Origin of the sequence: Thermogymnomonas acidicola JCM 13583 (genome assembly GCF_001316105.1) — an archaeon.
Classification (GTDB): domain Archaea; phylum Thermoplasmatota; class Thermoplasmata; order Thermoplasmatales; family Thermoplasmataceae; genus Thermogymnomonas; species Thermogymnomonas acidicola.
In genome coordinates, this window is sequence record NZ_BBCP01000007.1 from 104,697 (window position 1) to 118,836 (window position 14,140).

The window sequence follows — 14,140 nt, forward strand, 5'->3', positions numbered from 1 at the left end:
GGGACGGCTTCCGTCGACCGGCCAGAATGGTCGGAGAAGCCGGGCTGGGGGGGTTCTCCTGTGGTAAGGGGGGGCCTCAGCCCCTGAGCACCTTGTTCCTCAACGTGTACTGCCTTGAGCTCCTGTCATCACTTATTTCTGGCTCGAAGGTGTCGTGAGGGGGCTGTTGCCGCTGTGACATCAATGGTCAGGAGTGTGTCCCTCCTGAAGACGCTCACGCTCACGGTCTCACCGGGCCTGGTGTCAACGAGGTAATCCGTCTTCAGTTTGCCGTTCTCCTTCCTCAACGGCCTGAGGAGCCGATCCGTGAACCTGTAGCCGTTTATGGCAACCAGTTCGTCGCCTTCGTTTATGCCTGCCTCATATGCAGGCGTACCCTCCAGCACCCCCCCGTCAACTATGTACTTCCCTCCGGCGTCCCTCACTACCAGGCCCAGGTAGCCCCCCCTCTCCACCTCATCTGTTCCACCGAGTTTCTCGTACTTCCTAATTATCCTGACGCCTATCTTGGCCAGTTCAGAATCGAAGTCTATTGGCCCGGGGTTACTGGCGTACCTCCTGAAGAAATCCGTGAAGTCGTGGTTTGTGACGTCCTGTATCGTGTTCAGTATCTCCTTCTCCCCCCCATAGCCCTTGCCGTCCTTCTTGTACTTCTCGAACAGCTGCCTGAAGAGGTCGTCCAGTGACTTCTGGCCGTTGGTCACGTCAGCAATCCATATGCTCAGTATGAGGCCCAGGATCTCCCCCTTCAGGTAGTAGGATATGTAACTGTTGTAGTTGTTCGGTGTGGGCTTGTAGAGCTTGATCCAGGCATCGAAGGAAGATTCGTATGCAGAAACCCTCCTGGAGCCTGGGAGGAGTTCATGGATCCTTATGCTCTCCATGATGTGCTCGAAGTACTCCTTCTCGCTTATTATCCCCGCCCTGTAGAGGGCCACATAGGAGTAGTAGTTGGTGAAGCCCTCCGCGATCCAGAGGAAGTTAGTGTAGTTCTCCTGCTTGTAGTTGAAGGGCCCCCCCAGTTCCGACGGCCTGATCCTCTTCACGTTCCAGAGGTGGAAGAACTCGTGCGCCACCACCGATAGGAACCTGATGTACTTCTCCCTGGGCCTGAAGGTGAACATGTCGATGTCAATGGTCGTCGAACTCAGGTGCTCAAGGCCACCGCTGCCGACCTCTGGAGAAACGAGGTGGAATATGAACGTATACTTCCTGTAGGGCAGCTGGCCGAACATGCTGGCGAACGCCTCCACGATCTTCCCTATGTCCTCAACCAGCCTCTTCTCGTCCTCATTCCCGTGGCCGTATATGACTATCTCGTGGGGGGGCTTCCCCCCCTGCACGGTGAAGCTCAGCACCCTGTGCTTCCCGATCTCAACCGGCGAATCTGCGAGGATATCGTAGCTGGGCGCCCTGAACCTGTTCTCCCCCCCTATCCTCTCGAGTGAGGTGCTCACCGTCCAGTCCCCCCCGTATGGCACTATGACGAGTTCGCAGCTCTGGTCCTTGTAGCCCTCAATGTACATGAGGACGCTGGTGCCGTTGAAGTACCCGTGGGACGCATCAAGGTGGCTCGTATCCACCGTGAACTCGTTCGCGTAAACTTCGTACTCCACGCTCACCTCCCTGGACATGCCGGTGCGCACCCTCCATGTGGACTTATCAAGCCTCTGGACCTCGAGGCTCCTGCCGTCGCTGGTTGAAACCGCCCTGAATGACCTGACGTGCCTGGAAAAGTCTCTGACAAGGTAGGACCCAGGGGGGGCCCAGACCGGCATGGTGAAGTCGAGGTGGTCATCGCTGACCTCCCTCACATCTATCCTGACCCTGAAGAAGTGCGTCTGTGGCTTTTCCATTGAAACTGTATAGGATATCCTCATCGCGCCGCTTAAAGCGTACCGGAGATATTAAAAAATATGCACCGCTCACTGGTAAGAGCGGTCTTCCCTGTAGTTGTGGTAGGAGAAGTAGTATTCCTCCCCCCCGCGCTGCGCTATTGTGCTCTCGCTGGAGACCGCCGCCCCCCCATGTTGCCGTAGTACTTCTTTATCTTCTCCTCCACTGGCCTGTAGACGCTGAGTGCCTCCTTCACGTCCTCCGGCTCGATAAGATTCTTCTCCTTCGAGACCGCAATGTCACCCGCTGCCCTTATGAGGCCACCAAGCTCCCTGAGGCGGAGTGTGAGCGCGTTGTCCTTCCTGTCTATCTCCTTCGCCCTCCTCCTGCCCTCCTCGATTATGAGCTTGCAGGCGTCCATGGTCATATGCGGTATCTTCCCGTCGGAGTTGATCTCCTGTGCGATGAACTGTATGTACTTGACCCTGTTGGCCGGTGTATCCGGCATCGCCACCTCCATGAGTATCTCGTAACCGCTCCCCCCCACTATCCTGGAGCGCAGCGGACTAAGTATATACTGAAGGTCCTGAATGTTGCAGGCTGCAACCAGTATGAAGTCAGTCGGTACCTTGTCCACCCTGACGCTGGCACCCGCGCTCTGCGGGTTCCTCCCTGTTATGGGGAAGTGGCGCTCCTGCATGGCAGTGAGTATGAACCTCTGTAGGTTTCCAAGGTGTGTTATCTCGTCTATGAACAGTACGCCCTCATGGGCCTCGTGCACCGCACCGGCAATGACCCTCTCATAGGGCAGGGTGCCCAGCTGCGGGTGCCCGCCATAGGGGGGGTCGTGCCTCACATCCCCCCCAGGAGCTCTGTTTCGCTTGCCCCCCCTGTGGCAAGTACGAATGGGTTCCTGTCTATGGGGGGGACTATGACCTTGCTTGGGCTCCTCTTGTCCAGCTTCCTCCTCCTCTCCAGGGTCTTCTCGTCCAGTATCCTTATCTTGTCCCCCCCGTACCTCTCGTAAACGATAACTTCTTCCCTGTCCCCCCCTACCCTCCGTGTGGAGGTGACCCTCTCCTGGCTGTTCTGGACACCGAACGCGGCACCGATCACGTTGAACACGTCACCGAATGGCCCCCCTGCGCCGATATGGTGACCTTTGGCTGTCCGCAGTTCGGGCAAGTCACATCGCTAGGCAGGGAGTAGAAACCACACCTGGGGGGGCACCTGTAGCCCAGCCGCTCAGCAACGCTCGAGGGCACCTGCCTCGGGTCCACCACTTCCCCCCCCTCAACGGAGCTCATCTCCTTCTTCTCCTCTATGATCTCCGCCAGGCTCTTTATCTCCACAAATGGCCTTTCCGGGTACTGGGGGGGTTATGGACAACCCTGATCTCCTGCTGCGGCCTTGGGATGTAGAAGGACATGGCCTGCGCGATCATGGACTTCCCCACCCTGGAGGGCCAACAAGCAGCAGGTGCCTCCTCTGCTTTGCGGCGATCAGGGCCATCTTCACGGCCTCGTCCTGGCCGATCACCCTGTCCAGGGGGGTTCTGCGGTATCGGCACGTAAGATGTGTCCTGAAAGTTCTCGTAATCAAAATTCACGTATGGTGATCCCATGCTACTACCCTTATGTCCAGGGGCTTTTTAGTTATATGCCCCCCCAGCCTCGCACCGTAGATGTTCCTCACACCCATCTTGTATGCCACGTCTATGAGCCTCTGTGATATGACCCCCCCTCCTGTTATTATGGTGCTGGCCTTGCTGATGTCCGCCATCCTCTCCACGGCCTCTGCAAGTGGGAGCGAGGCTATAACGTTACCTGCCTCATCATAGAGTTCCATGGTCTTCTCCTGGTTCAGTACCTGGCCCCCCTTCTTTCCACAGACCTGGGGTCCGCAAGGTTGACCTTCTCCTCCTGTACAGCTTCCGCCACCTGGCCGCCCTGCTGCTCCCCGTCCTTCTCCTCCTTCTGCTCCTCCGCGTGTTCCTCCGCGGTGACGACCTTCGCCGCCTGGGCCCTGTCACCTGTCTGCGGGACGATAACAGCGGGCTCACTGACGCTCTCCTGCGCCTTCTTCTTGCCGTTCTTCTCCGCATTGTTCCTCTCGGTCAGTTCCTTCAGTTCCTCAGTCATGCCGCGCATGGCCAGGTACTGCTCCACAGGCGTCTTGTACCTGAGGGCCTTCACTATCTGCTTGTATGTGAGTTCCTCAACCTCCATCTGGCGGTGCCCTGGCAACGAAGTCCACCTCTGCCACCTGGAGCATCTCCTTCAGGATGAGGTCACCACCCCCCCTGTCACCGTCAAGGAAAACCGTAACTGTCCTCTCCTTGGAGAGTTTCTGGACGGTCTTCGGTATGTTGGTGCCCTGCACGGCTATGGTGTTCTTTATACCGTAGCGCAGGAGGTTAAGCACATCGCTCCTGCCCTCCACCACTATTATTGAATCGGAGTCCTTTATCGCCGGGCCAGCCGGGAGCTTCTCCTCACCGTAGCTTATGATCTCTCCCTTCTCCACCTCTTCGCGGACTGAACTTATTATGCTCTCGCTGACACTCTTGCCGTTTTCGCTCATCTTCTTGTAGAGTTCCTCTGCCCTTTCTATGATCCTCTGCCTCTTCTGTACCCTGACGTCCTCAATGCTCTCAACCTCTACCTTGGCCTTGCAAGGACCTATCCTGTCTATTGTCTCCAGGGCCGCTGCCAGGATCGAGGTCTCAACCTGGTCGAGCCCGGAAGGGATCAGGACGTATCCCTCTGTCCTCCCCCCCTTCTTGCTGTCTATCTCGACCTCTATCCTACCGATCTTGCCGCTCTTCTGGAGATCCCTGAGATCAAGCTCGTCTCCGAGCAACCCTTCCGTCTGACCAAAAATAGCTCCGACGACATCGGGTTTCTCAACCACCCCCCCATCTGTAGATATCTTTGCCTTGATCAGGTATTTCGTTATATTTGGATCTACATTCACAATCATCACCTTGAGTACCTCTGATGTGGGATAACGAGAAATTCACATTTCTCTTATCTATCACCATCTGGCTTTTGTATTCCTAAACTGTATTTAATCTTAACCCTGAGGGCAAAGATTTCCGGATAAAACGGTCAAGTCAATGCAGCGATATACGATCAGAGCACCTTGGGCCTCTGCCCCCCCGGGTGATCCGGGTGGATCCGGAGTGATCCTTTCCACTCCTTGCGTCCCATGCAGGCTGCACCACATAACCCGGATAGTCCACTGCTGCTCACCGGCAGGTTTGGATGTCATCGCCCATACCGATCAGGGGCATGGACTCCATGGTATGGCTGGATCTCCATTGCGCATACCGGGGGGGCACTTCAGCCGGTTGATGCGGAAGCCCCCCCGGAAGATCACAACACCCGGCATAGATGTTAAATAATCGGTAGTGTATTTCTATGCTGCATCTTCATGTTCAGGTTCGGTCTGGCTGGGATCCCGCTGACCAGTAAGGGAAGGACTTTCATAGACTCGGTTGAGGACACGCATAACCTGGGCCTCAATGCCCTGGAGGTCCAGCTTTTAAGGGTCAACGTCCAGTCTGTCCCCCCCGCAGAGGAATACTCCGGCATGAGGCTAGGGACGTTGAGGACTGCATAATCGTGGACGTCCTGAGGCAGGACGAGGACGGCATATACAAGGGCATCGGTGTGGACACAGTGATAGAGGAGGGCGACATAGTTGAGGAACTCTTCTGGAACCTTGCCAGGAACTATGACGAACTCCACGATGGCGGAGAGCTGGCAAAGGAACTTGACGTCCTCCTGTCCATACACGCGCCTTACTACATGGACCTTCTGAATGACGAGGAGATAGGCGACAAATCTTACACACACCTGAGGTGGTCCCTGATTATAGGCAAGGCCATGGAGGCCAAGCGAGTGATCACGCACACAGGCTTCTACAGGGGGGGTGGTAAGAAGGAGAGCCTGAAGAAGGCCATGGAGGTCTACACAAGGATAACCTCGCAGTTCTCAACCGAGAGGGGGGGATACCCGTACCTGGGCGTAGAGACCTCAGGGAAGACCGAGATATTCGGCACGGAGCAGGAAGTCATATCCCTGGCCAAGAAGATACCTGACATCGAGCCGATACTCAACTTCCCGCATGTCCACTCCCTGGGCAACGGATCCCTCCTAGAGGTCAGCGACTTCGAGAAGGTGATGGAGGAGTTCAGCAGGTACAAGAAGGGAGACCTATACACCGAATTCGCAGGTGTGGAATACGCAGATGGGAACGAGAAAAAGATCACGGCAATAAAGCACGGTGACCTGAAGTTTGAGACGCTGGCGGAGGCTATGATGAACTACGATGACGACATGACTGTGATCTCTTTCTCCCCGCTCCTGGAGCACGATGCGCAGTACATGAACATAATATTCATGAGGAGCTACTCCAGGCACATGCAGAAGAAATCCGTGACGAAGAAGCAGGTGGCATGAGGCATGGTCAGGGACTATCCTGTTAAGAGGAACTTCAAGACAGACCTGGAAACCCTGCTCTCCAAGTGCAGGACTTACGACCCGGAGGCCAATGCACGGGATGGGCACATCTTCATGTCCGTCCCAGGCCTAAAGCGAATAGAGATATATGCCGAAGGCAAAAAGATCTTCGTTACAACGGAAACAGACACGGGTTACAGGGAACCTGAGAAGACGGTCAAGATATACAACGCGCTCATTGAGGACCTCACAGGTTATTCCGCGAAAGAGAGAAAAAAGATGTTGACCAAGTGAGCCCCGCTCACTTGTACTTTACCTTGCTGGAAGCCCTGAAGACGAACTTGTTCTTCTCGGGAACTGATCATGGCCTTTGTCTGCGGGTTCCTGGCTGTCCTTGCCTTCTGCTTCTTTCTTTCAAAAATGCCAAAGCCAGCAAGGTTTATCTTCTGGCCCCTGTCGGCCTCTGCTATCACTGTGTCAAGAAATGTCTTGATTACATTCCTTGCCACTTTCTGCGTTGTGTTGGTCTTCTTGGCAACGGTCTTCGACAGTTCGCTAATTCCGACCATCTCGGTTACCTCCAGTGTATAATGTACATTCCAATATTAAAATATTTGTGTCGGTGATTTAATAAGATGCGAAAAAGTAAGGGTCTTGGGGGGGTATTCAGAAATTATAATAAAATTAATGCATGTTAAATTAAAATGCTACGAATATAGTAAAATGGCAGGTTTTCAGACGTAGATCTCTCTCTGAGGCTTGACAACTGGGTCTACAAGCTGACTCCCATACCGGGCAACCTGCCCGTTGACAGGTGACATCTTGAACGCCTGCTCCAGCGGCCGGGCAGCATGAAAGGTTGGCCTGTCTCCTGCCCCGCATCCAGGAAGGTTAGGTTAAATATGCATTCTCAATCCAAGGGCCAATGAAGATGATTGAGAACTGGTTCTCGGAACGCTATTCTGATAACCTGCAGCTCTCGTTCAGGATAAAGGACCAGCTGCTTTCCGTGAGGACGGACTTCCAGCGGATAGATGTCTTCGATACCTATGACTTCGGCAAGCTCCTCTCCATAGACGGTACCGTGCAGCTGACCGAGAGGGACGAGTTCGTCTACCACGAGATGATAACCCACGTTCCTTTCTATTCTTCAAGCATACCGGTGAGGAGTGCCCTCATCATAGGTGGCGGGGGACGGAGGGGCCGCAGGCCAGCTCCTCTCGCTGGGTGTTGAGAGGATAGACAACGTGGAGATAGACAACCAGGTTGTTGAGGTCTCAAGGAGGTTCTTTCCGGACCTTGCAGGCTCCTTCTCGAAGCCTGGCGTTAACCTGGTCATCGGCGACGGCGTGAAGTTCTTAAGGGGGGAAGAAGGCACAGTACGACCTCGCGATAGTCGATTCAACCGATCCGGTGGGGGGGCCTGCAGAGGGCCTTTTCCAGGAGGAATTCTACAGGAACCTGAAGGAAGCCCTGAGACCAGGAGGCATTGCGGTCACGCAGTCCGGGTCTCCATTCTACCAGCCAAGGGCCCTGGAGATGGCCTACAGGGGGGGTATGCGGTCAGTGTTCAGGAACGTCAGGGTTTATACGGCCTTCATACCCACATACCCAAGCGGGTTCTGGTCCTTCACCATGGGGAGCGATGCCGAGTTCTCGTCTCCGAAGGGCGTCCGCGTGGGCAGGTATTTCAACGGTGATATAATGAGGGGGTTGCTTCCTTCTCCCGCAGTTCGTGCATGAGATAATAGGTGATTAGCTCACCTCACCTTCCACCTCTCCTTTGCCAGGTTCAGCTCGTCCTCAAACCTCGGGCCCAGGTACCTGGATATTCTCTCGAGCTCCTTCAGGTTCTTCACGAACAGGGATTTGCTGTTCCCGCTGAGTATCTCCTGGAACCAGCGGGTATCTCTGGCGACCTTGTAGGTCAGGTACAGGAAGACACATGCCATGATAATGCCCACTGCGAACACCCAGTAGTCCCAGTTCCCAATGTAGCTCAGGGATACGGAGTCCAGGTACGGGCTCCTGAAGAGGATATCGTTTGAGGAGATTATGAAAAGTATGAGCCCGAGGACGCCGAGTGCGAGGTAGATCTGGAACTGGTATTCCCTAATCTTCGATGTCATCCACCGACTTAATGGAATTCCATCTTATAAAAATGAGCTATTTTAGTCTCTGCAGGGCCATGGCCCTGCGGGTGCCACTACACCACCTGTACCGTATGCCCCCCCGTCCACCCAATCGCCCTGTCTCCGTGCACTAACAGGGCGGATCTTAACCTGAGAACCGTTATGGCGCCACACCTCAGGAGGGAGATGGCTCGACCACACTCAATGGATAAGAGTATTGCCCGTCATGCCAGGCCCACAGGCCAGGGCAGGGGAAGGGCACAGTTTTCCCGCACTGGAACTGCCTCATTATGCCGGCCCACAAAATCAATGCGGTACAGCATTTCAGCCCACCGCCACAGTTTTTCGATTGACCTTGACCGTTTACTGTCCATGCACGGCCTTCCCGTTGCCCCCCCTACCTGCAAGGTATTCAAGGAACCTGGACAGTGCAGACGAACGGTGTGATATCATGTTCTTCTCTGAAGTGGACATCTCTGCCAGTGTCCTACTGTGCCCAGAGGGTATGAACACAGGGTCGAAGCCGAAGCCGTTGCTCCCACGCGGAGCATCGGCGATCGTCCCCTCCAGAATGCCCCCCCTGAATGTCCTCACCACGGTACCGTCGAAGTAGGCTATCACGGTGAGGAAGTACGCGCCCCCCCTCTCCTTTCCCTCAAGCAGCTTCAGGAGCCCTGCATTGCCTATGGTCTTAGATACGTATGAGGAGTAGGGGCCAGGGAAGCCGCCCAGGGCCCCCCCAACGTATAGCCCTGTGTCCTCCAGGAAAAAGCCGCTTCCCAGCTGGGCGGAGACCCTCTCACAGCTTGTTCTCGCTATCTCCTCGGTGTCGTCTGCCTGTATCTCCTCGTACTTCATCCTCACCCATTCGACCTCGATGCCCTTACGCCTGCATGCCTCTGAGATCTCGTTGAACTTCCACTGGTTGCTGGTGACGAACCTGATGCGCATGGCTGGCAGTATGATGAAACGGATAAAAATGTGGTTGACATGCTTCGGGGGGGAAATGAGAGTGCTGGGCATAGAGGGGGGGACTGCACACACGGTGAGCGCTGGCATCGTTGATGGAGAACGCGTCCTTTCCAACGTCTCCTCGACCTACAGGCCGAGAGGGGGGGAGGCATACACCCGAGGGAAGCATCAATACACCACTTCGAGAACGTCACCAGGGTGGTTAAAGAGGCACTCAGTGCGGCTTCACTGACCATGAATGACATAGACCTCGTGGCCTTTTCCCAGGGCCCGGGCCTTGGCCCCCCTGCCTAAGGGTGGTATCAACTGCAGCCAGGGCACTGGCACTCAAGTACAGGTTACCTCTCCTCGGCGTGAACCACCCGCTTGGGCACATAGAGATCGGCCGCAAGCTGTCAGGGGGGGCATCTGACCCGGTGATGCTCTACGTCTCTGGCGGCAACACCCAGGTGATAGCCCACAGGTACGGGAGGTACAGAGTCTTCGGTGAGACCATGGACATCGGGGGGGTGGGCAACCTCCTGGACAAGGTGGCCAGGGACATGGGCATACCTTTCCCGGGGGGGGACCTGAAATAGAAAGGCTCGCCAGGGATGGAAGGAAACTGCTCCATCTTCCGTATTCTGTCAAGGGGGGGATGGACACCTCGTTCTCCGGAATGTACACTGCCACCCTGAGGCACATCAGGAAAGGGGGGGAGAGGAGGGAGGACATAGCGTTCAGCATACAGGAGACCGCCTTCTCTATGCTCGTTGAGGTACTGGAGAGGGCCCTGTACGTCCTTGACAAGGAGGAGATACTGCTAGCAGGTGGTGTGGCCCTGAACTCCAGGCTGAGGGAAATGGTCTCCTCCATGGCCAGGGATGCGGGCGTGAGGGCCTACATGACGGACCCGAAATACTGCATGGACAACGGGGGGGCGATGATAGCACAGGCTGGCCTCCTCATGTTCACGTCTGGCATCAGGCAGAGACTGGAGGAGACTGGCATACAGCAGAGGCAGAGGATCGACTCGGTACCAGCACCCTGGGTGGCGGAGGTGCAGGGCAGCGGCTTCTCCATGGTGGGCGCGGAGTCAAGGATCGAAGTGTTGCGCTTCTTCTCAAGGGAAGCCATAACGAAGAGGAGGCTCCCGAAGGGGGGGTACAGGGAAGCTGGCCTTGACACAGCGCTCAGGAGGGAGAGGACAAGGAACGAGGCCTCTATACTCCTCCGACTCATGGAGAACGGACTGCCCGTGCCAGTTCTATACGATGTGGACATGGAGGCCCTCTCGCTGACCATGGAGAGGCTCCACGCAGTGACCCTGAGGGAGTACCTAATGGCCCACGAAGGGAGCGCTGTGATGGAGGCCCTGGGTTCGCTGGTGGCAAGGATGCACTCCCTGGGTGTCAGCCACGGGGGGGACCTGACCACCAACAACGTCCTGGTCGGTGCTGAGGGACAGGTGTGCTGATAGACCCGAGCATGGGGAGCCTGGCGGCTGGGGCGGAGGATACCGCCACGGACGTATTCCTGCTCTACGAGTGCCTGAGGAGCCAGCACCCGGAGCACCAGAGCCTCTTCTCCATGTTCATGGAGGGATACCGGAAGGCCGGTGGAGATGCACAGGGTGTGATGAGAAAGATAGAGGAGATCGAGGGTCGCAGGAGGTACGTCTGAGGGCCTGCCACTCACCTACTTATAAGCAATGTTGGCATTATCCATCCATGAAGGTCACTGTCAGGTACTTTGCGGACTACAGGGAGGCTGCAGGGACGGAGAGGGAAGAGGTCGAGGTACCGGCCGGGGGGGCGTCCCTGGCCGATGTCATCCGCATTGCTGGAGAGATGCACCCGGGCCTGAACGTAGACCCGAGGAGGTCGTTCCTCTCCATAAACGCTGAGTTCAGGAGGCCGGAGGACATAGTGCGGGATGGGGATGAGGTGGCCATCATGCCCATGGTGTCCGGGGGGGGCTGATGCAATGAAGGGCGGCATGGTGGACATATCTGAAAAGGAGAGCGTGCTCAGGGAGGCGACTGCGGAGGGCAGGATAGTACTTTCTCAGAGGACCATGGAGCCATCAGAAAGGGACAGGTCACCAAGGGCGACGTTTTCGAGGCCACGAAGATCGCAGGGATACAGGGTGCCAAGGAGGCCTGGGAGAGGCTGCCCTTCTGCCACCAGGTGCCATAGAGGGGGGGGTCGATGTGGAGATGGAGGCCACGGAGGGAGGAATAACTGTCAGGTGCAGTGTCAGGGCACACTACAGGACAGGGGTGGAAATGGACGCCCTCTCCTGCGTATCATCCGCACTCCTCAACATATGGGACATGACCAAGTACCTGGAGAAGGACGAGACGGGGGGGAATTACCCGAACACCAGGATAGAGGGGGGGATAAGGGTCGTGAGGAAGGTGAAGCATGGAGCACAGGATTAGCAACGCAAGGTTCTCCTTTGGTGTGATCACAGCAAGCTCCACAAGGACGAAGGAGACGGACACCTCAGGCCACAGGGTTCAGGAGATCCTGAAAGCCGCAGGCCACAGCGTTGGCTACTACGAAGTGGTGAAGGACGACATAGAGGCGATAAGGGCCAGCGTCCTCCAGGCTATTATCGGGGGGGCAGACGCTGTGATTGTGACAGGGGGGGGCACGGGCATAACATCCAGAGACGTCACCATAGAGGCAGTTTCCGGGATATCCAGGAGGGAGCTCACGGGCTTCGCCCACGTGTTCGCAATACTCTCTTACAGCAGGATAGGCACCTCTGCGGCACTCTCCCGCTCGACAGCCTTCGATGTTGCTGGGAAGCCGGTGTTCTGTCTCCCGGGTCCCCTGGGGGGGCTGCAGCCCTGGGCACTGAGGAGATAATAGTGAGGGAAATAGACCACTTCATCCATGAGCTCAGGAGGTGAGGGATGCAGGAGGGCTGCAGGGGCAGGTTCACCTCCTGCCTTCGCATGACACTGGAGACCGGGTGGGAAAGGCTGCCTGCGGAGAGGCTACGCACACAGGACGCAGCGGGCAGGGTTGCTTACAGAGACATAGCAGCGGGCCATGACTTCCCACCGTACAACAGGAGCGCCGTTGACGGATACGCCATCAGGACGCACGGCAGGGGGGGCACCTCGGGATCCGAGGAGCTTGAAGTGGGGGGGCTTAGCCTCAGCGCAGCGCAGGTGCATCAGGTTGTCAGTGCGGAGTGCATAGAGGTCTCCACAGGCACCCCTCTCCCCGAAGGCTTTGACCTTGTGGTCAAGAAGGAAGACGCAACCCTCTCTGGAAGGAAGGTCCTGCCGGGGAGGCACATGCCATGGGAGAACGTTGCGGTGAGGGGGGAGAGGACCTGAGGGCAGGGACTGTGATAGTGAGGGCAGGTGAGGTGCTCAGGCCGGAGAGTATCGGCGCACTTCTCTCATGCGGAGTCAGGGAAGTGGAGGCATTTTCCAGGATACGTGTGGGTGTGGTGTCTACCGGCGACGAGCTGCTCGAGGGCCTCATAGAGAACTCAACACAGCCAGAGATTGTCTCGTTTTTCAGTTCACGCTTCACCGAGGTGGAGGCCATAGGCCCTGTAAGGGACAGGCCATCTGAAATATACGAAGCGGTTCTCGGCTCTGTGGAGAGGAACAACATCACTGTAGTGACTGGTGGCTCAAGCGTGGGTGAACATGACCACAGCAGGGTGAGCGTCTCCTCCATGGGTGAGGAGGTCTTCTCCGGGATAGGCCTCAAACCGGGCAGGACCCTTTCCCTCTACAGGGTAAAGGGTAGGCCCGTGTTTGTGATATCCGGTCTCCCGGGGGCCGCCATAGTGTCACTCCGCCCGTTCGTGGCTTTCCTCCTCCAGGCCCTCATGAAGTCCAAGCCAAGGGTACTCCATGTAGATAGGCTGGCTGGCCTTCAGATAGGGCCTGACGAGGCATGGGCAGTGCCACTGGACCTCGCCTGGTCGGGGCAGGGGATTGCCATGATGCCCATGCATAACAGGGGGGGCACTCACAGGCTGTCGCTGGTGAGCAGGGCCATGTGGACACTGTATGTGGATGGTTCCTGCAGTGATGCCTTCCTGATGGAGGCTGGTGGAATTGACAGGACGATTGTTTAGGGATCTGATATCGCTGGGCCAGGCCAGGGAGCTGGCCTCAAGGTACCTGAGGGTCAGCGTCGGGACAGAGGAGGTGAACGTCCTAGACTCAGTGGGCAGGATATCCTCAGAGCACGTGTTTTCCGGGGGGGTCGCTACACCGCCGTTCGACAGGTCAACGGTGGACGGTTTCGCTGTGAGGTCTGCTGACCTGCAGTCCGCCTCGCCCGATTCTCCGGTTGCTCTGAAGGTATATGCGGAACAGAGGATTGGGCGTGAAGCGGTTACCCTGCCCCCAGGGGGGGGAAATACTGCGTCAGGATAGACACAGGCGCACAGATGCCTTACGGCTCCGATGCCGTCGTAATGCTCGAAGAAACCGAGGAGAGTGGCGGCACAGTTTACTTCAGGAGGCCCCCTGCCAGGTGGCAGAACGTTGCCATGAGGGGGGGTTCTGACACATCTCCTGGCCAGCTGGTGCTGAGGAGGGGGGGCGACCTCATAGGGTGGGGGGGCACGTGGCGCACCTCTCCTCCATTGGCATCGACATGGTGAGGGTGTTAGCCCAGCTGAGGGTGGGCATAATATCGACAGGGGGGGGACGAGCTGTTGGTACCGGGCCAGGAGCACAGTGGGCCTGGGATATACGATAGCAATGGCCCC

The 14,140-nt window shown here is 56.8% G+C and carries 10 protein-coding genes and 8 pseudogenes; 12 read left to right on the forward strand and 6 right to left on the reverse strand.

The window, feature by feature from the left end; genetic code table 11:
- Positions 1–128: 128 nt before the first annotated feature.
- The 3 genes and pseudogenes from JCM13583_RS07480 to JCM13583_RS12675 form a co-directional block, all read right to left on the reverse strand.
- Positions 129–1,880, reverse strand: coding sequence for a PDZ domain-containing protein (locus tag JCM13583_RS07480; RefSeq protein ID WP_075057234.1), 1,752 nt, complete (start codon positions 1,878–1,880; stop codon positions 129–131).
- Between the two features lie 113 nt (positions 1,881–1,993).
- Positions 1,994–3,460, reverse strand: a pseudogene (locus JCM13583_RS07485) (ATP-binding protein).
- A pseudogene (locus JCM13583_RS12675) lies at positions 3,442–4,812 on the reverse strand (DNA primase). The pseudogenes JCM13583_RS07485 and JCM13583_RS12675 overlap by 19 nt, the downstream one beginning before the upstream one ends.
- A gap of 459 nt (positions 4,813–5,271) precedes the next feature.
- Between JCM13583_RS12675 and JCM13583_RS07500 the strand changes: the two are divergent.
- Positions 5,272–6,302: pseudogene (locus tag JCM13583_RS07500) on the forward strand (endonuclease IV).
- Between the two features lie 3 nt (positions 6,303–6,305).
- Positions 6,306–6,596 (forward strand): DUF5611 family protein, encoded by a 291-nt coding sequence (locus tag JCM13583_RS07505; protein ID WP_075057236.1) that lies wholly within the window; start codon positions 6,306–6,308, stop codon positions 6,594–6,596.
- Positions 6,597–6,603: 7 nt separating this feature from the next.
- Here the strand turns inward: JCM13583_RS07505 and JCM13583_RS07510 are convergent.
- Positions 6,604–6,871: pseudogene (locus JCM13583_RS07510) on the reverse strand (HU family DNA-binding protein).
- Between the two features lie 356 nt (positions 6,872–7,227).
- Here JCM13583_RS07510 and speE point away from each other — a divergent pair.
- Positions 7,228–8,061, forward strand: a pseudogene (gene speE, locus JCM13583_RS07515) (polyamine aminopropyltransferase).
- Position 8,062: 1 nt separating this feature from the next.
- Here speE and JCM13583_RS07520 read toward each other — a convergent pair.
- Positions 8,063–8,431: a DUF3198 domain-containing protein gene (locus tag JCM13583_RS07520; protein ID WP_075057237.1), complete on the reverse strand. Its 369-nt coding sequence runs from the start codon at positions 8,429–8,431 to the stop codon at positions 8,063–8,065.
- A 366-nt stretch (positions 8,432–8,797) separates the two neighbouring features.
- A complete protein-coding gene (locus JCM13583_RS07525; RefSeq protein WP_075057238.1) occupies positions 8,798–9,385 on the reverse strand; it encodes an XTP/dITP diphosphatase in 588 nt (195 codons plus the stop codon).
- Positions 9,386–9,440: 55 nt separating this feature from the next.
- Between JCM13583_RS07525 and JCM13583_RS07530 the strand changes: the two are divergent.
- The 9 genes and pseudogenes from JCM13583_RS07530 (at position 9,441) to JCM13583_RS07565 (ending at position 14,032) form a co-directional block, all read left to right on the forward strand.
- Positions 9,441–10,862, forward strand: a pseudogene (locus JCM13583_RS07530) (bifunctional N(6)-L-threonylcarbamoyladenine synthase/serine/threonine protein kinase).
- Positions 10,856–11,068, forward strand: a complete 213-nt coding sequence (locus tag JCM13583_RS12680) for a hypothetical protein (protein ID WP_162509591.1) — start codon at positions 10,856–10,858, stop codon at positions 11,066–11,068. The pseudogene JCM13583_RS07530 and the gene JCM13583_RS12680 overlap by 7 nt, the downstream one beginning before the upstream one ends.
- A 47-nt stretch (positions 11,069–11,115) precedes the next feature.
- Positions 11,116–11,367 (forward strand): MoaD/ThiS family protein, encoded by a 252-nt coding sequence (locus tag JCM13583_RS07535; RefSeq protein ID WP_075057239.1) that lies wholly within the window; start codon positions 11,116–11,118, stop codon positions 11,365–11,367.
- 16 nt (positions 11,368–11,383) lie between these two features.
- Positions 11,384–11,828: pseudogene (gene moaC, locus JCM13583_RS07540) on the forward strand (cyclic pyranopterin monophosphate synthase MoaC).
- A pseudogene (locus JCM13583_RS07545) lies at positions 11,812–12,305 on the forward strand (molybdenum cofactor biosynthesis protein MoaB). The pseudogenes moaC and JCM13583_RS07545 overlap by 17 nt, the downstream one beginning before the upstream one ends.
- A gap of 3 nt (positions 12,306–12,308) precedes the next feature.
- The gene (locus JCM13583_RS07550) at positions 12,309–12,740 is read left to right on the forward strand and encodes a hypothetical protein (protein ID WP_075057240.1); all 432 of its coding nucleotides are present in this window, start codon (positions 12,309–12,311) and stop codon (positions 12,738–12,740) included.
- Complete coding sequence (locus JCM13583_RS07555) at positions 12,704–13,498, forward strand: hypothetical protein (protein ID WP_162509592.1); 795 nt, start codon at positions 12,704–12,706, stop codon at positions 13,496–13,498. The genes JCM13583_RS07550 and JCM13583_RS07555 overlap by 37 nt, the downstream gene beginning before the upstream one ends.
- A complete protein-coding gene (locus JCM13583_RS07560; RefSeq protein WP_075057242.1) occupies positions 13,491–13,802 on the forward strand; it encodes a hypothetical protein in 312 nt (103 codons plus the stop codon). The genes JCM13583_RS07555 and JCM13583_RS07560 overlap by 8 nt, the downstream gene beginning before the upstream one ends.
- Positions 13,803–13,816: 14 nt before the next feature.
- A complete protein-coding gene (locus tag JCM13583_RS07565) occupies positions 13,817–14,032 on the forward strand; it encodes a hypothetical protein (RefSeq protein ID WP_075057243.1) in 216 nt (71 codons plus the stop codon).
- The last annotated feature ends 108 nt before the right edge of the window (positions 14,033–14,140 follow it).